The organism is Devosia sp. P2_G7, assembly GCF_056403495.1.
Genome location: NZ_JBFUFI010000006.1, coordinates 137,077 through 157,163, shown reverse-complemented (window position 1 = coordinate 157,163; position 20,087 = coordinate 137,077). Strand labels below are relative to the sequence as shown.

Genomic DNA, 20,087 nt, shown 5'->3' with positions numbered 1-20,087 from the left:
CTAACAGATTGTTTTCGCTTTAGTTTGGTCCAGCTGGCATTGGGGCCCGCGCTGAGGTCGATGAGTCCGATGAAGTTACGAGTTTCCATTTGATCCCTCCTTGGGATGGTTGAAGTTCTCTATTGCGAGGCGGCCTACTCGGCCGCCTCCTCCTGCACGTCCATCTCCAGGAACCCACCGGACTGGCGGGCCCAGAGCTTGGCGTAGACTCCGCCCAGCGCAATCAGCTCGGCGTGCGTTCCCTGCTCGACGATCTTGCCCTCGTCGATCACCACCAGCCGGTCCATCATCGCGATGGTCGAGAGGCGGTGCGCGATGGCGATCACCGTCTTGTTGCGCATCAGCAGTTGCAGCTGGCCCTGGATCGCGGCCTCGACTTCGGAGTCCAGCGCCGACGTCGCTTCGTCGAGCACCAGGATAGGCGCGTCCTTCAACAGCACCCGGGCGATGGCGATACGCTGCCGCTGTCCGCCGCTCAGCTTCACGCCGCGCTCGCCGACATGGGCGTCGTAGCCCTTGCGGCCCTTGAAATCGACCAGCCCTTCGATGAACGCATCGGCCTCGGCCAGCCGCGCCGCCGCGAGCATCTCATCCTCAGTCGCGTCGGGGCGGCCATAGAGGATGTTCTCGCGCACCGAGCGGTGCAGCAGCGAGGTATCCTGCGTCACCACGCCGATCTGCTCGCGCAGCGTATCCTGCTGCACGGTGGCGATGTCGGTGCCGTCGATGGTGATCTTCCCACTCTCGCGGTCGTAGAACCGCAGCAGCAGGTTGACGATGGTCGACTTACCGGCACCGGAACGACCGACGAGACCGATCTTCTCGCCGGGCGCGATCTTGAGGTCGAGGTGATCGATGACGCCGGACGCCTTGCCGTAGTGGAATCCCACGTCGTCGAAGCGCACGTCACCCTTCACCGGGCCGATCGGCTTGGCGTCGGGCTGGTCGGCGACGACGCGCGGCAGCGAGATCGAGTTGATGCCATCGCGGACGATGCCGATGTTCTCGAACAGCTGCGACATCTCCCACATGACCCACTGGCTCATGCCCTGGAAGCGCAGCACCAGCGCCGTGGCGACCGCAATCGCGCCCGGCGTCATCGAGCCGTTCAGCCACTGGTTGATGCCCACCGCCATCACCGCGAACAGCAGCAGGTTGTTCATCAGCGGGATGACGATCTGCAGCAGCGCGAACATCCGCATCTGCTTGTGCACGGTGCCCATGAACTGATCCATGGCCTCATGCGCATAGGCTTCCTCGCGGTGGGAATGCGAGAACAGCTTCACCGTCGCGATGTTGGTGTAGCTGTCGACGATGCGCCCGGTCATCAGCGAGCGGGCATCGGCCTGCACTTCCGCGACCTTGCCGAGGCGGGGGACGTAGTAGCGCAGCAGCGACACGTAGACGACGAGCCAGACCAGGAACGGCACGGCGAGCCACAGGTCGCTCATCGCCGCCAGCACCACGGCGCCGGCGAAATAGACGACCACGAACACCGTGACGTCGAGCAGCTTCATCACCACTTCGCGCACGGCGAGCGCGGTCTGCATCAGCTTGGCGCCGATGCGGCCGGCGAACTCGTCCTGGAAGTAGCTCATCGACTGGCGCAGCAGGTACCGGTGCGCCATCCAACGGATGCGCTGCGGCAGGTTGCCGATCAGCGTCTGGTGGATGATCAGCGTGTCGAAGATCTGCAGCGACGGCAGCACCAGCAACAGCAGCACCGTCATCAGGGCGAGCTTCCACCCCTCGGTCTGGAGGAAGGTGGCACGATCGGCCGTGCCGAGCCAATCGATGATCGAGCCCATGAAGCTGAACAGCAGAATCTCGCCCAGCGCCACGCCGGCGCCGAGCACGGCCATGGCGATCAGCCAGCGCTTGGCGCCCTTGCAGTAGTGCAGGCAGAACGCGACGAGGCCCTTTGGCGGCTGCACGGGTTCGCCCAGCGGATAGGGATTGAGCCGATCCTCGAACCACTTGAACACTTTGTCGAACACGACCGTCTCCCTCTTAGTCAGGATGGCGGCACGGCTACGGCCTCAACATAGGTTGAGGTCAAGCGGCTCTTGCCCATCCGAGGGCTTTACCCTCTTCTGTATTCTGGATTACGCACGCGTCGCGCCAATAGCGTGACGGAGGTGCGTGCTGGCGGGCCAGCCAGGCGCCAATCCCAATACTGCCGAAATCGGCAAGGATCGTGTCCAAATGGCTGGTTGTCAGCCGCACAGAATACACTAACCATGGGATTCGGCTGTTGCGCCTGCGCCACAGTTGGTTAACGAGTTGATGTTGCGGAGAATTTAATGCGCGGCGAGAACGAAGAGACGGTCTTTCTCAAGGATTATGCCGAGACGCCCTACGCGATCGAGAAGGTCGAGCTGGATGTCCAGATCGCGCCGGAGACCTCGGTCATCCGAGCGCTGCTGACCCTGGTGCCGCGGGCCAATACCGCGCCGGGCACGCCGCTGGTGCTCGATGGTGAGGAGCTGACGCTGCGCAGCGTCGCGATCGATGGGCTGCCGCAGGCGCTCACCGCTTACGAGGCGACGGCCACCGGCCTCACCATCCACCAACCGCCGACCAAGCGCTTCGTGCTCGAGACCGAAGTGGCGGTCGAGCCGGAAAAGAACATCCGCCTGATGGGGTTCTATCGCTCCAACGGCACCTGGTGCACGCAGTGCGAGCCCGAGGGCTTCCGCCGCATCACCTACTATCTCGATCGTCCCGACGTGCTGGCGCCGTTCAAGGTGCGGATGACCGCCGACCAGGTGCTGGCGCCGATCCTCCTCTCCAACGGCAACCTGGTCGAGAAAGGCGCCCTGCCCGACGGCAAGCATTTCGCCGTGTGGGAAGATCCGTTCCCGAAGCCGGCCTACCTGTTCGCAATGGTCGCCGGCGATCTCGGCTCGATCCATGACAGCTTCACGACCTCGTCGGGTCGCGAGGTGGCACTCGGCATCTACTGCACGCATGGCAAGGAGAACGAGTGCCTTTACGCCATGGACTCGCTGAAGCGGTCCATGGCCTGGGACGAGCGCCGCTTCGGCCGCGAATACGACCTCGACGTGTTCAACATCGTCGCCGTCAGCGATTTCAACTTCGGCGCGATGGAGAACAAGGGCCTCAACATCTTCAACGACAAGCTGGTGTTCGCCAAGCCCGAGAGCGCCACCGACGCTGACTACATCAATATCGAGAGCGTCATCGCGCACGAGTATTTCCACAATTGGACCGGCGACAGAATCACTTGCCGCGACTGGTTCCAGCTCTGCCTCAAGGAAGGCCTGACGGTTTACCGCGATCAGGAATTCTCGATGGACGAGCGCTCGCGCCCGGTGAACCGCATCGACGACGTGCGCCAGCTGCGCCAGACGCAGTTCCCCGAGGATGGCGGCCCGCTGGCCCATCCGCCGCGCCCGGATCGCTACAAGGAGATCAACAACTTCTACACGGCAACCATCTACGAGAAGGGTGCCGAGATCGTCCGCATGCTGGCGACGCTGCTCGGCGAGGCCGGCTTCCGCAAGGGGATGGACCTCTATTTCGAGCGCCATGACGGCGAGGCCACAACCATCGAAGCCTTCATCAAGGTGTTCGAGGACTCCTCGGGCCAGAACCTGCAGCACTTCCAGCAGTGGTACCTGCAGGCCGGCACCCCTGAGGTCACCGTCATCGACCGGTTCGACCAGGCGACGCAGACCTACACGCTCGACATCGTGCAGGAGAACAAGCCCACCCCCGGCCAGGACAACAAGCAACCCATGGTGCTGCCGATCAAGTTCGGCCTCATCGGTCCGAACGGCAGCCCGATGAGCTGGGCCTCGGTCTCCGGCGGCGAAGTGCGCGATGACCTGATCGTCATGGACACCAACAAGATCAGTGTCAGCTTCACCGGCATCCCCAACCGGCCGGTGCCGTCACTGTTCCGCGGCTTCTCCGCCCCGGTGACGCTCAACAGCAATGCCAGCGAGGCGGACCAGCTGTTCCTCGCGCGGCACGATGCCGATCCGTTCAACCGCTGGCAGGCGCTGCAGGACGTCTCGATGCGCCTCCTCGTCGCTGCCGTCGGCGGCATGGCGTGGAGCGACGCGCAGGTTACGGCCATCGCCGATGCGCTCGAGGAAACGCTGGCCTCGAAGGAACTCGACCCGGCCTATAAGGCGCTGGCGCTCGTCCTGCCCAACGAGCAGACCATCGCCCGCGAGATCGGCCACGATGTCGATCCCGACCGCATCCACGAAGTGCGGACGGGCCTAGTGACGGCACTGGTCGCCCGCCTCGCCCCGACGCTGGAGAAGGTCTACCTCACTAATGACAGCCGCCTCGCCTACTCGCCGGATTTCCAGCAGACCGGCCGCCGTTCGATGAAGAACACGGCGCTCGGCCTGCTCGTCCTCGGCAAGGCCACGGGCGCCGACCAGCTGGCGCGCGAGCAGTATGAGCGGGCGCTCAACATGACCGACCGGCTGTCGGCGCTCTCCACGGTCGTCCAGTCCTGGACGCCGGACGCCGATGCACTGCTGTCGGATTTCTACCGGCAGTTCACCGCCGATCCGCTGGTGCTCGACAAGTGGCTGTCGCTCAACGCGCTCGCCTCCGACGACGCTGCGCTCACCCGCATCAAGGCGATCCTTGCCTCGCCGGATTTCCCGCAGAACAACCCCAACCGGCTGCGGGCACTGATGGCGACGTTCGGCATGAACAACCCGACGCAGTTCGCCCGCAAGGACGGCGCCGGTTTCCGCTTCCTCGCCGAGTTCGTGGGCGACGTCGACAAGCGCAACCCGCAGGTCGCGGCGCGCGTGCTTACGGCTTTCCGCGTATGGCGCAGCTACGAATCCGTACGTCGAAGCGAAGCCGAGAAAGCGCTGAAATCGCTTCAGGAATCCGGCACCCTCAGCCGCAACACCGCCGATATCCTCGAGCGGACCCTGGCTGGTTAACAGAACCTTAGCGCTAGAAGAATTTTTCTTCGGCGCTAAGTGATTCAGCCGACTCACGATTTTGCGCTTCGCCGCCACCCCGTTCAGGAACCCCTCTGGACAGTGACGGCGAAGCGGATTCAAAGTCCCCCTACGGGGCAAATCACTGGGTCGTCCCAATCACATAGACGGAGAACTTGATGCGGCCGACGGAGCAATCCGGCGACGAGGCGAAGCGATTCCGTGCGCCTGACGGTGTGGTACGAAGCAGTTGGCTGCGTCGCACCGCCATCGGCGTGCTGGAGTGGTTGCTCACCCGTTTGACTGGTCGCACCGCGACCAGCGGCTACGCTGCATTGATCGAAACGCTGCCCTTCGGCGTCGCCTGCTGGGGTGCCGATGCGCGGCTCATCGCCAGCAATGGCCGCTTCGCCGAGCGGCTCGGCGTGACGCACGACGCGCTCCCCTCCGGCTCCGCCTACCACGAAGTGGTCAAGAGCCTCGCCCAGGGCGGCTACATGCAATCGGTCCGCGAGGACTGGGAGAACCGACTGCTCGAACTCCACCGCGAGGACGGCTCCACCCTCCTCATCGAGGAGCGCCCGCTCGAAGGCTCGGGCTTCGTCACGCTGGTGATGGACGTCACCGAGAGCCGCCGCACCAACCAGTTGCTCACCTCGATCCGTGAAGAGCAGCGCCTGCTGGCCCGCCGCTACCACGAGGAAAAGCTCCGCGCCGAAGCCGCCAGCCGCTCCAAGACCAGCTTCCTCGCTCATCTCAGCCACGACATCCGCACCCCGCTCAACCACATCATCGGCTTCGCGGACATGTTGCGCCAGCAGCCCTACGGGCCGCTCGGCGACCCCAAATACGTGAGCTATGTCGAGGCCGTGAAAAGCTCCGGCGAACGCCTGCTCGGCTTCTTCGGCTCGATCCTTGAACTCGCCGAACTCGAAGGCGGCCGCCGCGAGCTGAAGTCCGACCGCTTCACCGCCGACGAACTGCTGGTCGGCGTATTCCGCCGCTTTGCCAGCCAGGCGCAGCAGGCGGGCGTCACCTTCGGCCTCGGCGGCCCCTGCACCGCGCTGCTCACCGCCGACCGCTTCGCGATCGAACGCATGATGTCCAACCTCGTCGAAAACGCCGTCCGCTTCACCCCGCGCGGTGGCAAAGTCACCCTTGCCGCCTACGCCGCCGCCGACGGCGTCGTCCTCGAAATCACCGACACCGGCATCGGCATGACCACCGAACGACTGGACACCCTGTCGCAGCCGTTCGTCTTCGGCGACGCCGCGCTGACGCGGGACCGCGAAGGCGCGGGGCTGGGGATTGCGATTGCGCGGGCGATAGCGGAGCTCAGCGGTGGCCACCTCGCCATCGACAGCCGGCAGGGGCTGGGCACAACCGTAGCGGTGAGCTTGCCGCTGCTGGCCGAGGAAGGCGCGAAGGCGGCTTAAGTGTCAGCGACACGCCTGAAGGTGTGGCCCGCCCCCGTGATCACTTTATCTCTCGCCTGTTGCGATAGGGCGTAAGTCGGCGCACAGTACAATTAGGCTAAAATGTAGCCATGCCAGCGTATGACGCCCGGGGTTAGGGTGCTCAACTATTGAGTATGTCTTGTTAGTGCGTCTCCTATTCGGGGAATGGCTCGCTGCGCCTGCGAGAGCGTCTGTGTACCCTCTATCTGCAGAGCATATTGCCCAGATTTTTTCTCTCATCCCAACCGACTCGGCCGTCCTGCATTGGCGGAACGTGCGTGATTCTGCACCGCGTTCTGCTTTCGGTCACTGCCAGAGGTGGCTGACTGCTTGCGGTGTGGGTGGATCGGCTCTGGCGACGAGCAAGGAGAGAAATCATGCGTGGATACACTATGCTTGTGGCCGCGGCGGCTACGATCACGTTGCTCGGCGGAGGCCTCGCGATCGGCACCGGCAGCGCCCTGGCGTCGGGATCGTCGGCCGCGTGCGAGGCCGACGGAGGGACCTACACCAAGAACGGTCCCGACTCGACCTGTACGTACCCCGTGACCACCAAGGACGTTAAGGGAAACGCCAACGGCACGGCGACGCAGGATACGACGACCGGGCAAGGTAACCTCGGCAATGACCCCGTTACCACCTGCACAGGCAACCCGGGCCACTGCAAGTGATGTAGCGGGTGCATCCCGCCTGGTGCCGCATCCTCGATGCGGCACCTCCCTCGATGCTGGCGGAGGAAAATGCAAACGCCGCCTAGGGGCGTCCGCACCGCATAGGTTAGTTCCCACCGCGATCTCCGCCTGCAAGATCGGCAGCAATACAAATTCTCGAAGATTTGGTCGCGCGTATTCTGCGATTGTTTGGTGTGCTTTGCGTCGAGGACGAAGTCATTTCCGACGCTGATCGACATGACCGGCGGATAGCCGCTAGAATAGTGGAACAGGGCACTGCCGTATTGTCTGCATTTGGAGACTATTATGAGCCCAACCCACTCCCTGCTTGCGGCCACCGCCATGACCTGCGCCGGCCTTGGGGCCGCCATGGCCCAGGAGGCACCTCCTCCGTCATGGCTGGCGGGCGGAACCTGCACCCTGCGATCGCCCGTCACCCCGCAGCAGCCGAAGTTCCTGCTGACCGTCTTCAGTTCGCTCAATGGTGAAAACCAGCGGCAGCTGACGCCCCGGCTGCAGGTCACCGCCGCCGATGCCAGCATCCCCGCAGCGGCCTCGCTCAAGGGCCTCACACTCGACATCCAGCCGGCGCAGTGGACCGAGCTCAGCGGCAAGGTCGAGATTGTCGACGGGTTGAGCATGGTAACGGTCGCCCCGAAGGTAGCGCCGGCGGAGCTCGTTGGCCCGATCAAGCTGGCCCGTACATTGGTCCTGACCTTGCCGGACAACGCCGGCCAGCTCGCCGTCGACCTCTCCGGTTCACACGAGGCCAGCGGCCCGCTGGAGGAGTGCATCGCGGCGCTGCCGAAGTAGCGGCATCGGCAAGATCAGGCGGTTGCCGGCCCTGTTTCGCGCGCCCGCAACTCCGTCAGGTAGTCCCGCAGCAACGCCGCGCGCCGTGGCCGAAAGCTGGTCCCCGCCATCCGCAGCTCCGTGATCCGGTCCGACCGGAACATGCGGAACGCCTCGCGCAGGCAGCACCACGCGAGCACAGTCAGCGTCCGGTCGGTGTAGACGACAGCCAGCGGCAGGATGGTGCGTTCCGTCACGGCGTGGCCCTTATCGGCATAGCGGATGGTCAGGGCCTGTTCGCGCCAGCAGGCCTGCCGGATCAGGTTCATGTCGAGAGCCGAGGCATGGCGCACATCGGGCCGATAGACTTGCGAGATAGCGTGGAACAGATGCTGCTCGCCGTCATCGGGTAGCGTCGCCGCGACCTTGGCCAGCACCGCGGTGGCGGCCTTCGCCAGGTCCGGGTCGCCCATCAGCTTCACCTGCGCCAGGCCCAATGCCAGCGCCTCGATTTCCGCCCGATCGAAGGTCTGCGGCGGCAGCGCATAGTCCTCGATCAGCCGATAGCCATAGCCCCGCTCGCCCTCGATCCGGGCGCCGGCTGCCCGCAGGCTGTCGATATCGCGATAGAGCGAGCGCAGCGATACGCCCATCTCGTCGGCGAGACGGGTCGCGGTGATCGGCGCGGGCATGACGCGCATCGCCTGCAGGAGCCGGAAAAGCCGGTCGGGTCGGGCCATCATCCAACTGACAGAAAGTGGCAGTTGCCGTGGCGTATAGCAGCTTCAGGCCAAACACAGAAGGAGCCACCATGACCATCAAAGCCACGACCCACCTAAACTTCCGGGGCGATGCCCGCGCCGCGCTGGCGTTCTACCACTCCGTCTTCGGTGGCGATCAGGCACTGATCACCTACAGGGATGCCGGAGCGGTACAGAACCCGGCAGAGGCCGATCAGGTGATGTGGGGCCAGGTCGCCGCCGAGAGCGGCTTCCGCATCATGGCCTACGACGTGCCGTCGCGCCTGTCGTGGAACCCGGGCGAAATCCCGTTCTTCGTCTCGATCCGCGGCGACGGCGCCGACGAGATCAGCCGCTACTGGGAAAAGCTCTCCGACGGCGCCACCATCCTCCAGCAACTCGCCCCCGCCGGGTGGTCGCCGCTCTACGGCATGCTCAAGGACCGCTTCGGTGTTACCTGGGTGCTGGACGTGGAGGTCGCATACACCGCGGCATGATTGTGGGCGCGGGCACGGGAGGCCACTCCCCTGCCCGCTACCCGGCACCCGTGAGGGCTACATCCGCTCGGCCCGAGCGTACCAACCTTCAGCCGCCGCGCTTACTTCAGCCTCCATCTCGCGCACATCTGACGCCAGCCGCTCGAAGTTCGGCGTGTTCGTCCGCTGCGCCAGCAGTTCGCGGAAGGCTTCGGTCCAGCCCTCGTCCTTGAACGGGTCGGCCAGCGCGGCGCTCATCACCTGCAACACGGTCGAATAGAGTTCGAGGATCTCGGCCAGCCGCAGCCCTGCGGGGACCAGCCCAGTCTCGGCCAGCCGCCGCAGCACCACGCCGGTGGTGGCCTGGGGCGCCGCGACGGTGTCTCCCGCCACCAGTTGGGCCGATTGAGCGATGAACTCGAGGTCGACCAGTCCGCCCGGCGCCAGCTTCAGGTCGAAGGCGTGCCGCGGCGGCCGTTCCTTGCTCATCAGCGCCCGCATCGCCAGCACATCGTCGATGGTCTTTGCCACCTCCCGCGGCCGCGACAGGATTTCCGCCACCGTCGCATCCACTTTGGCGCCGAGTTCGCCGTCGGCGTAGATGACACGCGCCCGGCTCAGCGCCAGGTGCTCCCAGGTCCAGGCGCTCTCGTGGTGATACTGGATGAAGCCCGAAAGGCTGGTGGCCAGCGGGCCGGCATTGCCGGAGGGCCGCAGCCGCATGTCGGCCTCGTAGAGCACACCCTCTGAGGTCGGAGCGCTCAGCGCCGCCAGCAGCCGCTGCGTCAGCCGGGCGTAATACTGGCTCGCCGCCAGCGGCTTCTCGCCGTTCGATTCCTCGCCGCTCGCGTCATAGAGCATGATGAAATCGAGGTCGGAGCGTGCCGTCATCTCGCGGCTCGCCATCTTGCCGAAGGCCAGCAATGCCACCCGCGCCCCGGGCACCACGCCGTGGCGCTTTTCGAACTCGCGCCGCACTGCGTCGAACAGCCGGGTCAGCAGCGCTTCGGCGAGCGTCGTGAACTGCTCCCCTGCCCGCGCCGCATCCATCGAGCCGGCGAGCAGCCCCGCTGCGATCAGGAACATCTGCTCCTGCCCGATGATGCGGGCGCGATCGATCACGTCCTGGTAGTCGCGCGCGTCGGCGAAGAACGCCTCGATCTTGGCCAGCAGCGTCTCGCGCCGCCGCACGTCGTCGGCGAAGGCCGGATCGATCAGCCCGTCCATCACATGCGCGCGGTGGATCACCGCGTCGGCCATGCGCGGCGCCGAGGCCATCAGCGCGACCAGCAGGCTGCGGAGGTTCTCGTGGTTGCGCAGCAGCGCGAAGAGCTGCACGCCAGAGGGCAGCCGGGACAGGAAGTTGTCGAAGCGCCCCAGCGCCTCATCCGGGTTGCCGGCGCCAGAGATGGTCGAGAGCAGCGCCGGCAGCAGCTCGGTCAGATGCGCCCGGGCGGCCGACGCGCGGGTCGCGGCGTAGCTGCCATAGTGCCACTTCTTCACCGTCTCGATGGCTTTGGAGGGCTGCTTTAAGCCCATCCCCGACAGTGTCTCGATGGTCTCCGGGTCGTCGTCCGAGCCGGTGAACACCAGGTTGCCGCCACCCGCCGCAAGGCTCTCGCCCTCGGCGAACAGGTCCGAGTAGTAGCCCACAACCTGATTCAACGCCGCCCGGTAAACCGTTTCGAACGCTGGCAGATCCTTCTCGCCCATCAGCGTGCCAATCACCGCGATGTCGGCTTCCGCCTCGGGCATTACATGGGTCTGCTCGTCGCGCAGCATCTGCAGACGGTTCTCGACGCCGCGCAGGAACCAGTAGATGCGGGTGAGGTCAGTGGCCGCCCGCTTCGAGATCCAGTTCGCTGCCGCCAATGCCTTGAGCGCCTCGGCAGTCGGCCGCACCCTGAGCGTCTGGTCGCGCCCGCCGGCGATCAGTTGCTGCGTCTGGGTGAAGAACTCGATCTCGCGGATGCCGCCCAGCCCGAGCTTGACGTTGTGCCCGGCCACGCGCGCATCGCCGACGTTCTTGGTGATGTTGATCTGGCGCTTCATTGCCTGGATATCCGCGATGGTCGCGAAGTCGAGGTGCTTGCGCCACACGTACGGCGCGAGGTCCTTCAAGAACCGCTCGCCCACCGCCTTATCCCCAGCGCAGGGCCGCGCCTTGATCCAGGCCGCCCGCTCCCAGTTCTGCCCACGGCTCTCGTAATAGGCGAGCGCGGCCTCGGTCGGCAGCGCAACCGGCGTCGCGCCGGGGTCGGGCCGCAGCCGAAGGTCGGTGCGGAACACGTAGCCATGCGCGGTACGGTCCTGCATCAACGAGGCAAGCCGCTGAACAATACGCGTGAAGAACTTCGTCTCCTCGCCCCGCTCCGTCACCGCGCCCTTCTCGGGATCGAAGAACGCCACGATATCGATGTCGCTCGAATAGTTGAGCTCGCGCCCGCCGTGCTTGCCGAGCGCGAACAGCGCCAGCCCGCAGTTCGCTGCCGTCGCCTCGATCAGCCCGCGCGCCGACGCCAGCCGCAGCAGCACCTCGAGCCCCGCATCGAGTGCAGCATCGGCGAGGTCGGACAGCGCCGCTGTCGATTGCGCCGTGGTCCAGCGCCCCTCGACCTCGGACACTGCGGCCAGCAGCGCCACGCGCCCCTTGGCGATGCGCAATTCCCGGCCGATTTCGTCCTCGGTAGCGGCCGATTGCCCGGCCTTCGTCACCTGATCGAGCACCGCCGCCAACGCGACGTCCGGCGACAGTTTCCGCGCCGCGGCGAACCAGTCGGCGTGGCGTTCGGCGAGATCCCTAAGGTAGGGGGCGGACGACAGCAGGGTTTCGAGCGCGACTTTCATCCCCGTTCGATATCAAGCCCCGCCCAAATGTCACTGGATTTCGCCATCGGCATCGCTATGTTCCCGCGCCAGCGAAATCCCATGAGCTCCCGATGTCCCGCAAGCTTGCCGCCCTCGTCGCCGCCCTCACCCTGAGTGTCGTCCCCGCTTCCGCCGCCTCCCTGGGTGGCATGGGCGAAGCGATCTTCGGCAACAGCTTCAACTTCGCCAAGGCCAATCTCGAGAAGCCGCCGGTGAAGGCAATCGGCGTGGGCAAGCTGACTGTTCAGCTGCAGCGCACCAAGCTCAAGGATGTGCAGAAGGCCTTTGGCGGCACCATCCAGCACGAGGGTGACGGCGCCGGCCGGGCCGATTGGCTCTGCTACGGCACCGAGGGCGCCAATGTGTGGTTCATCTCGAACGCGCTGGGCGGCTTCGAGTTCGTCATGATGGTGGCTGCGGAAGCTGCAAAGAAACCCGCCGCCGGCTGCGACGCCGCCCCCGCCAGCTTCGCGGTCCCCGCGTTCGGCATTCCCGGCCTCGGCGCCTCGACCGCCGACCTCAAGGCCACGTTCGGCGCCGCCTCAGGCGGCAAGATCGCCTACCGCGCCGACCGTCCGGGCGGTTACTCCGACATCGCGCAGTACATCGGCTACGTGCTGAAGAGCGGCAAAGTCGCCGGCATCGGCATCGGTGAGACCTCGGTCCAGACCGCGCATTAGCCGCCGAGCAGCGCCTGGAACTGCCAGTCGGGAAACATCTTGGACAGCTTGCCGACCGTGCGGAAGGTCGTGCGGACAAGCGTGATCCTGCGATCCGGCCTCAGGCTGACGAGTTGTGGGATATGTACCCGCTCGACCGATGCCTGGTCGAACATGGACAGCCGGTGAAAATCGGTTGCCGGCAGATGGACTATGAACGTGGTCATAGCCGCCTCATGCCACGGTGCCGGTCTCCATTTGCTTACGCGCCGCCAGCAATTTGCGCATAGTTTCGCAGCGCGGGCGCATTAGGCCGGCAGATCAATCACTGCCCGCACACCCGGGGCGTTGTCCTCCAGCCGGAGCTCGCCCTTGTGCAGTTGCGCCACTGCCGCCACCAGCGACAACCCCAATCCGGATCCCGCCTCGGTTCGGCTTTTCTCCAGCCGCACGAAGCGCTCGACCACCCGGCCCCGGTCCTCGGCAGCGATGCCCGGCCCGTTGTCCGCCACCTCGATGCGCACCCGGCCCGGCTCCCGCTTCAGGCTCACCTTGATCAGTCCGGCCTTGCCTTCTTCCGGCTCGTAGTATTTCAGCGCGTTCTCAATCAGATTGACCAGCGCCTGCCCCAGCAGCTCGCGGTTGCCGTTGATCTTCACTCCGTCCGGAATGTCGGTCTCCAGGGTCAGCCCCTCGTCCTCGGCGAGAGGCCCGTAGAGCTCGGCGACGTCCACCAAAACGGCGCTCAGGTCGATCTCGCTCAGCGCCCCCGAGGGCGTTCCCGCCTCGGCGCGGGCGATCATCAGCAGCGCGTTGAAGGTCTTGATGAGCTTGTCGCTCTCCTCAATGGTCGTCTCCAGCGCTTCCTTGCGCGTCTCCTCGCCCTGCCCTTCGCGCAGCGCCGACTCCGCCTTGTTGCGCAGGCGGGTCAGGGGCGTCTTCAGGTCGTGAGCCACATTGTCCGTCACCTCCTTCATCCCCTGCATCAGCTGTTCGATGCGGTCGAGCATGAGGTTGAGGTTGGTGGCGAGCGCATCGAACTCGTCGTTGCGCTTGGTCACCGGCACGCGCTCACTGAGGTTGCCGGACATGATCTTGTTGGAGGTCGAGGAGATGGTGTCGATGCGGCGCAGCACCCGCACTGCGGTCACCACACCCGCCACCAGCGAGAACAGCAGGATGCCGCCTGCGCCGACCGCGAACCATTGCAGCACGATCGCGGTAAAGCCGCGCCGCTCCACCACGTCGCGGCCAACGACGAGGATCAGCCCGCTGGTCAGCTTCTCGGAGCGCACCATGGCGTAGCCCTGGCGCTGCGGCGATGCGGCGTCCTCGGCATCCGGATCGTCGAACGGCCGGGGCTTGGAATAGTTGAAGCTGTAGGTGCCGGGCTCGGCCAGCACTTCGGGAGGCAGGTCGGTGACATTGCCGACGATCAGCTGCCCTGAGGGGTCGGCGAGGAAGTAGATCCCCGGCCCGGGCTGGCTCGCCAGCCGCTGCACGGCGACGATGGTGCCCCGGAAACCCGCTTCGCTGTCGAGGCGCTTGAACTGGCCCACCTCGCGATCGATCGCGTCGGTCTGCTGGCGCTGCAACTGCACCGAGGTCTGCCAGGTGATCAGCCCCAGCAGCACCACCGCGAAGATCACGAAGATCAGCATGAACAGCGCGGTGAGGCGCACGGTGGTCGTGCGCCAGAGCTGGGCGAGCCGGAACATGGTCAGTCGCGGATCATGTAGCCCGCGCCGCGGATGGTGTGCAGCAGCGGGTTGGCGTGGCCCTTGTCGATCTTGGCGCGCAGCCGCGACATGTGCACGTCGATGACATTGGTCTGGGGGTCGAAGTGATAGTCCCAGACATTCTCCAGCAGCATGGTGCGTGTCACCACCTTGCCGGCATTCTTCATCAGGTACTCGAGCAGCCGGAACTCGCGCGGCTGGAGCAGGATCTGCTCGCCGTCGCGCTCCACCTTGCGGCTCAACCGATCGAGCGCCAGCCCACCGACTTCGAAGCTCGTCGCCGCCTCGGCCGGCGACGAGCGCCGTGCCAGGACTTCGATGCGCGCCAGCAGTTCAGTGAAGGCGTAGGGCTTGACCAGGTAGTCGTCGCCGCCGGCGCGCAGCCCGGTCACCCGGTCGTCCACCTCGCCCAGCGCCGACAGGATCAGGACCGGCGTCTGGTTGTCCTCGGCGCGCAAGCTTTCGATGATCGACAGCCCGTCGCGGCGCGGCAGCATGCGATCGACCACCAGCACGTCGTAGTCCATCGACGACGCCATGGCGTAGCCGGTTTCGCCGTCGCTGGCGTGGTGGGCGATATGGCCCGCCTCGTCGAGCGCCTGGATCAGGTAGCTCGCCGCCTCGCGGTCGTCTTCGATCAGCAGAATCTTCATGTCGCTAGCCCTGCGCTATTCTGCGTCATTCCGGCAAAGACCGGAACCCTTGCGGATCCCGGTCTTTGCGAGGAGGACGTAAGGGAAAAAGGGCCCCGGAGCGAGTGCTCCGGGGCCCGTTAGTGATTACGACTTGGCTTCAGTGATCGGCAGCCCGATGAACCGGGTGTTGCCGTCGCGCTGTGCCTTCACCAGCGCCGTGCTGCGGCCCGCATCCTTGACGGCCGTGATGGCCTTCTCGAAGTCCTCGACCGACTTCACGGCCTGGTTGTTGACCTCGAGGATGGTGTCGCCCACGGCGAAGCCCTTCTCGGCGGCCGGCGAGTTCGGATCGACGTCCTGGATCAGCAGGCCTTCGCCACCCGCGTTCGGCACCAGCGTCAGGCCGACGCTGGTCGGAGCAGGAGCGGCGGGCTCTTCGGCAGGCGCCTGCTGCTGCTCTTCAGTCGGAGCGGCAGCTTCGTCGAGCTTGCCGAGCGTCACGGAGATCTTCTGCTCCTTGCCGTCACGCCAGATCGACAGTTCGACTGCCGTGCCCGGGTTCTTGCCGGCAATAGTGCGGCTCAGATCGAGCGCGTTGCTGACCGACTGGCCGTCAACCGCAGTGATCACGTCGCCGGACTTCACGCCGGCCTTGTCGGCCGGGCTGTCCTTGGACGGCTCGGTGACGAGAGCACCAGCCGCATCCTTGAGGCCCACGCTGTCGGCGATGTCGCTGGTGACATCCTGGATGCCGACGCCGAGGAAGCCACGGGTCACGCTGCCGCTCTGGATCAGCTGGCCGGTCACTTGCTTCACGACGCTGGCCGGGATCGCGAAGGCGATGCCCACGTTGCCGCCGTTGGGGGAGAAGATCGCGGTGTTCACGCCGACGACTTCGCCGTTCATGTTGAAGTCCGGGCCACCCGAGTTACCGGTGTTCACCGCCGCGTCGATCTGGAGGAAATCGCCATAGGCCGAGCCGGCGATATCGCGGCCACGAGCCGAAACGATACCGGCGGTCACGGTGCCGCCGAGGCCGAACGGGTTACCGACCGCGACGACCCATTCGCCGACGCGCACTTCGGTTTCCGACAGCTTGACGAACGGCAGGTCGGTCGCACCCTCGACCTTCACCACGGCGAGGTCGGTCTTCTCATCGGTGCCGATGACCTTGGCGGTCATTTCCTTGCCGTCGTCGAACACGACGGTCACCTTGTCGGCGTTCTCGACGACGTGGTTGTTGGTGACGATGTAACCGTCAGCCGAAATGGCGAAGCCCGAACCGGCTGCCATGAACTTGCGCGGCGGCTGCGGCTGGCCGGAGCCCTGCCCGCCATCCTGGCCGAACTGCTGGCCAAACTGGTCCATGAAGTCCTTGAACGGATGATCGTCCGGCAGGTCGGGGAAATCGAAGCGGAACTGCGGACCACCGCGCTGCAACTGGCGCGTATCCTGCTTCTCGCCGCCTTCGACGATGATCGAAACCACCGCCGGCTTCACGGCTTCGACGAGATCGGCGAAGTTCGGGGCGTTGGTCACGGCCGGCGGGGTGATCTGCGCGGCTGGCAGGAGCTTGGCGCTCTGGGCGGTGGAAGGTGCGGTCGCCGCAACGAACGCGGTGCCGCCGCCGATACCGGCGAGGATCGCCAGAGCCGAGGCCCCGATCCAGCGGCGAGCGCGGGAAGAGTTAGTCGAGGGCATGATGATCTCCTTCAGTCAGGCACTCATTTATGGGCCAGACATATGGAGCCGGCCGCCTTTCTGCACCGTGACCCGGGTGTTAATAATCGGTAATGTTCGGCCCGGCGGAGGCCGCGCTCAGAGCAGCGCCTCGCGCAGCAGGTCGAGCGCCACCAGCGTCAACACGATCTTGAAACCCCAGCGAAATGCCGCTTCCGGCACCTTCACCAGCAGCCGGCTGCCGATCGCCGTGCCGGCGAAGCCGGAAAGGATCATCGCCAGGATCAGCGGCAGATAGGCCGCGAACGCGAAGCCAAGCAGCACGAACATGACGACTTTGAAGCTGTTCTGCAGCGTCATCAACATGGCGTGAGTCGCAACCAACTGCCGCCGGTCCGCCAACCCCTTGATGAACACCGCCACCAGCGGCCCGGTGGCCCCGACCACCATCGACACCGCCGCAATCACCGCACCGCCGATCACCTGCGCCACGCGGGACTTCCCGACGACCTTCGGCTGCGGCAGCCAGGTGGTCAGCAACACGAACGCCGCGATGGCCACCTGCAGCGCCGTCGCCGGCAACAGGCTGGCGAACTGCCCGCCGACAACGGTGCCGATCACTCCGCCCAGCGACAACCACAGCACCAGCGGCCACTGGATATGCCCGCGCTGCACCACCGCCCGCCCGGCATTCGAGCCAAGCTGGATGGCGCCATGCAGCGGCACGACGACGGTCGGAGGGAAGACGAGCGCGAGCACGGCCACCATCAGCGAGCCGCCGCCGAGCGAGAAGGTCGCGGTGATGAGCGAGGTGATGAAGCTCAGCGCGATGAGCGCGAGGGCGGTAGTGAGGGGGAGATCGGCAGGAAGCAGGTCGGTGAGGGACACGAAAGAGGACTACCGGTCGCGGACCGAGTCGTCACCGACCCCGAGCTCTCCACAGCGCCTTCTCCCCGTGTGGGAGAAGGCGACTGCGGCAGCATCGTGCCTACCGCTCCAGCTCCTCGATCGCCTTCGCCTCATCCTCGGTCAGCGACGCCTGCCCCGCCACCCGTTTCCGTCGCGCGCCGATGAGCACCGCGATCCCGCCGATCACCAGCACCACCGGCGCCGCGACCCACAGCAAGATCGTGTGCGGCGCCATCACCGGGTTCAGCAGCACATACTCGCCGTACCGCGCCACAAGATAAGCCCGCACCTGGTCGTCGGTATCCCCGGCGGTCAGCCGCTCGCGCACCAGCACGCGCAGGTCATGCGCGAGGTCCGCATCGGAATCATCGATCGACTGGTTCTGGCAAACGAGGCACCTCAGTCCCTCGGAGATCGTCCGGGCCCGCGCCTCGAGCGCCGGGTCGGACAACAGCTCATCCGGCCGCACGGCCAACGCCGGAACGCTCAGCAACGCCAGCATCACTAGCGCGAGGATCGCCCTCATTCGGCTGCCACCCGCTGCGCGGCGGGCTTTGGCGCGCCGATGCGCAGCCGGCGATAGCTCAGCGACAAGAAGCCGGCGCCCGCCATCAAGAGGCACCCGAGCCAGATCAGCGTCACATAGGGCTTGAACCACAGCCGCACCACCGACTTGCCGTCGGGCTGCGGCTCGCCCAGTTGCAGGTAGAGCTGACTGAAGCCATAGGTCTCGATCGCCGCCTCGGTGGTCGGCTGGCCGCTGGCATTGTAGACGCGCCGCTCGGCCAGCGCCTCGCGCACCCCGCCGCCCGGCGCCCGGATCGAAAAGCGCCCGGTATCGGAGACGTAGTTCGGCCCCTCGACATGCTGCATGCCGTCGAACGTCACCTGGTGGTCCGAAATCACCACGCCCTGTCCCGGCACCACGGTGGTCACCAGCTCGGTGCCCCAGGCGCTCGCCGCGACGATGCCGATCACCGTGACGCCAATGCCGAAATGCGCGATCGCCGTCGACCACGCGGTGCGCGGCAGCCCGAACAGCCGCTTGAACGAGGTCAAGACGTCCGTGCGGAAGAACTTCGCCCGGTCGACCAGCTCGGCCAGTGCCCCGAACGCCACCCAGAAGCCGAGCAGGAGCCCCAGCGGCGCCAGCGATACCTCGGCTCCACCAAGCGCAAAGCAGAGGATCGCCGCGAACAGCGCCAATCCGGCCGCTCCCGCCAGCCGCTGCGTCACCGCGATCAGGTCGCCGCGCTTCCAGGCAAGGAACGGCCCGAACGGCAGGATGATCAGCAGCGGCGCCATGATCACCCCGAAGGTCAGGTTGAAGAAGGGCGCGCCCACCGAAATGGTCTCATGCGCGATGGCATCGAGCAGCAGCGGATAGAGCGTTCCCACCAGCACCGCCACGGTGGCCGAGGCGAGGAACAAGTTGTTGAGGATCAGCGCCCCCTCGCGGCTGATCGGCGCGAACAGCCCGCCATGCCGCAGCGTCGAAGCGCGGAAGGCGAACAGCGAGAATGCTCCGCCGATAAACGCCGCGAGCAGCGCCAGGATCACCATGCCGCGCGTCGGATCGGAGGCAAAGGTGTGCACCGAGGTGAGAATGCCGGAGCGCACCATGAAGGTGCCGAGCAGGCTCAGCGAAAAGGTGATGATGGCGAGAAAGATGGTCCAGATCTTCAGCGCGTTGCGCTTTTCCATCACCAGCGCCGAATGCAGCAGCGCGGTGCCGGCGAGCCACGGCATGAAGCTGGCGTTCTCCACCGGGTCCCAGAACCACCAGCCGCCCCAGCCGAGCTCGTAATAGGCCCAGTACGAGCCCATCGCGATGCCGAGCGTCAGGAAGCACCAGCTCACCAGCGTCCACGGCCGCACCCAGCGCGCCCATGCCGCATCGATCCGGCCCGAGATCAGCGCCGCCATGGCGAAGCTGAAGCAGACCGAGAAGCCGACATAGCCCATGTAGAGCAGCGGCGGATGCACCGCGAGACCGATATCCTGCAGGATCGGGTTGAGATCCTGCCCCTCGAACGGTGCCGGCGAGAGCCTGAGGAACGGGTTCGAAGTGAACAGCGTGAACCCCGTGAACGCCGCCGCGATCAGGCTCTGCACCGCCAGCACCAGCGTCAGCAGATCCTTGGGCAGGTTGCGCCCGAAAGCCGCGACGGCGGCGCCCATGATCACGAGGATCAGCACCCACAGGATCATCGAGCCTTCGTGGTTTCCCCACACGGCGGTGATCTTGAAGATCAGCGGCTGCGCCGAATTGGCGTGCTCATAGGCGAGCTTCAGCGAGAAATCCGAGGTGACGAACGCCTGGACCAGCGCCGCAAACGCCGCCGCAACCAGCAGGAACTGCAGGATCGCCCCCTGCTGCAGATACCCGGCCAGCGCCTCGCGCTTCCAGAACACCAGCCCGATGGTCGCCGAGATCGCCGAGATGGCGAAGGCGAGAACGAGGGCGAAATGGCCGAGTTCGATGCTCATCGAGCACCCCCGATAGGCGCTGGTGCGG

General features: G+C 65.8%; 16 protein-coding genes. 6 read left to right on the top strand and 10 right to left on the bottom strand.

Translation table 11 applies throughout. The annotated features are described in order from the left end of the window. Positions 1-134: 134 nt before the first annotated feature. Positions 135-1,985, bottom strand: coding sequence for an ABC transporter ATP-binding protein (locus AC1DWU_RS12100; protein WP_477150353.1), 1,851 nt, complete (start codon positions 1,983-1,985; stop codon positions 135-137). A 318-nt stretch (positions 1,986-2,303) separates the two neighbouring features. Between AC1DWU_RS12100 and pepN the strand changes: the two genes are divergently transcribed. From pepN to AC1DWU_RS12080, 4 genes are all read left to right on the top strand, one after another. Then, on the top strand, positions 2,304-4,943 hold the full coding sequence (gene pepN, locus AC1DWU_RS12095; RefSeq protein ID WP_477150231.1) for an aminopeptidase N: 2,640 nt from the start codon (positions 2,304-2,306) through the stop codon (positions 4,941-4,943). A 179-nt stretch (positions 4,944-5,122) separates the two neighbouring features. After that, positions 5,123-6,379 (top strand): sensor histidine kinase, encoded by a 1,257-nt coding sequence (locus tag AC1DWU_RS12090; RefSeq protein WP_477150230.1) that lies wholly within the window; start codon positions 5,123-5,125, stop codon positions 6,377-6,379. Between the two features lie 398 nt (positions 6,380-6,777). Continuing rightward, on the top strand, positions 6,778-7,071 hold the full coding sequence (locus AC1DWU_RS12085) for a hypothetical protein (protein WP_477150229.1): 294 nt from the start codon (positions 6,778-6,780) through the stop codon (positions 7,069-7,071). A gap of 306 nt (positions 7,072-7,377) precedes the next feature. Then, positions 7,378-7,884 (top strand): hypothetical protein, encoded by a 507-nt coding sequence (locus AC1DWU_RS12080; protein ID WP_477150228.1) that lies wholly within the window; start codon positions 7,378-7,380, stop codon positions 7,882-7,884. Between the two features lie 14 nt (positions 7,885-7,898). Here AC1DWU_RS12080 and AC1DWU_RS12075 read toward each other — a convergent pair whose 3' ends face one another. Further along, positions 7,899-8,603: a helix-turn-helix transcriptional regulator gene (locus tag AC1DWU_RS12075; protein WP_477150227.1), complete on the bottom strand. Its 705-nt coding sequence runs from the start codon at positions 8,601-8,603 to the stop codon at positions 7,899-7,901. Between the two features lie 71 nt (positions 8,604-8,674). On the opposite strand from AC1DWU_RS12075, the gene AC1DWU_RS12070 reads away from it, so the two are divergent. Beyond that, positions 8,675-9,100: a VOC family protein gene (locus AC1DWU_RS12070; RefSeq protein ID WP_477150226.1), complete on the top strand. Its 426-nt coding sequence runs from the start codon at positions 8,675-8,677 to the stop codon at positions 9,098-9,100. 57 nt (positions 9,101-9,157) lie between these two features. Here AC1DWU_RS12070 and AC1DWU_RS12065 read toward each other — a convergent pair whose 3' ends face one another. Next, on the bottom strand, positions 9,158-11,926 hold the full coding sequence (locus tag AC1DWU_RS12065) for a bifunctional [glutamine synthetase] adenylyltransferase/[glutamine synthetase]-adenylyl-L-tyrosine phosphorylase (protein ID WP_477150225.1): 2,769 nt from the start codon (positions 11,924-11,926) through the stop codon (positions 9,158-9,160). A gap of 92 nt (positions 11,927-12,018) precedes the next feature. On the opposite strand from AC1DWU_RS12065, the gene AC1DWU_RS12060 reads away from it, so the two are divergent. Then, entirely contained in the window at positions 12,019-12,627 is a 609-nt protein-coding gene (locus AC1DWU_RS12060) for a hypothetical protein (RefSeq protein WP_477150224.1), read from the top strand. Here AC1DWU_RS12060 and AC1DWU_RS12055 read toward each other — a convergent pair. The 7 genes from AC1DWU_RS12055 to AC1DWU_RS12025 form a co-directional block, all read right to left on the bottom strand. After that, positions 12,624-12,833 carry a hypothetical protein gene (locus AC1DWU_RS12055; RefSeq protein ID WP_477150223.1) on the bottom strand — a complete coding sequence of 70 codons (210 nt, stop codon included), beginning with the start codon at positions 12,831-12,833 and terminating at the stop codon, positions 12,624-12,626. The genes AC1DWU_RS12060 and AC1DWU_RS12055 overlap by 4 nt on opposite strands. 81 nt (positions 12,834-12,914) lie before the next feature. Continuing rightward, the gene (locus AC1DWU_RS12050) at positions 12,915-14,324 is read right to left on the bottom strand and encodes a sensor histidine kinase (protein WP_477150222.1); all 1,410 of its coding nucleotides are present in this window, start codon (positions 14,322-14,324) and stop codon (positions 12,915-12,917) included. Between the two features lie 2 nt (positions 14,325-14,326). Further along, positions 14,327-14,998, bottom strand: a complete 672-nt coding sequence (locus AC1DWU_RS12045) for a winged helix-turn-helix domain-containing protein (RefSeq protein WP_477150221.1) — start codon at positions 14,996-14,998, stop codon at positions 14,327-14,329. Positions 14,999-15,124: 126 nt separating this feature from the next. Then, positions 15,125-16,681: a Do family serine endopeptidase gene (locus tag AC1DWU_RS12040; RefSeq protein ID WP_477150220.1), complete on the bottom strand. Its 1,557-nt coding sequence runs from the start codon at positions 16,679-16,681 to the stop codon at positions 15,125-15,127. 117 nt (positions 16,682-16,798) lie between these two features. After that, positions 16,799-17,548: a sulfite exporter TauE/SafE family protein gene (locus AC1DWU_RS12035; RefSeq protein WP_477150219.1), complete on the bottom strand. Its 750-nt coding sequence runs from the start codon at positions 17,546-17,548 to the stop codon at positions 16,799-16,801. A 100-nt stretch (positions 17,549-17,648) separates the two neighbouring features. Then, positions 17,649-18,095 carry a cytochrome c-type biogenesis protein gene (locus AC1DWU_RS12030; protein WP_477150218.1) on the bottom strand — a complete coding sequence of 149 codons (447 nt, stop codon included), beginning with the start codon at positions 18,093-18,095 and terminating at the stop codon, positions 17,649-17,651. Next, the gene (locus AC1DWU_RS12025; protein WP_477150217.1) at positions 18,092-20,059 is read right to left on the bottom strand and encodes a heme lyase CcmF/NrfE family subunit; all 1,968 of its coding nucleotides are present in this window, start codon (positions 20,057-20,059) and stop codon (positions 18,092-18,094) included. Before AC1DWU_RS12025 ends, AC1DWU_RS12030 begins: the two co-directional genes overlap by 4 nt. Positions 20,060-20,087 lie beyond the last annotated feature (28 nt).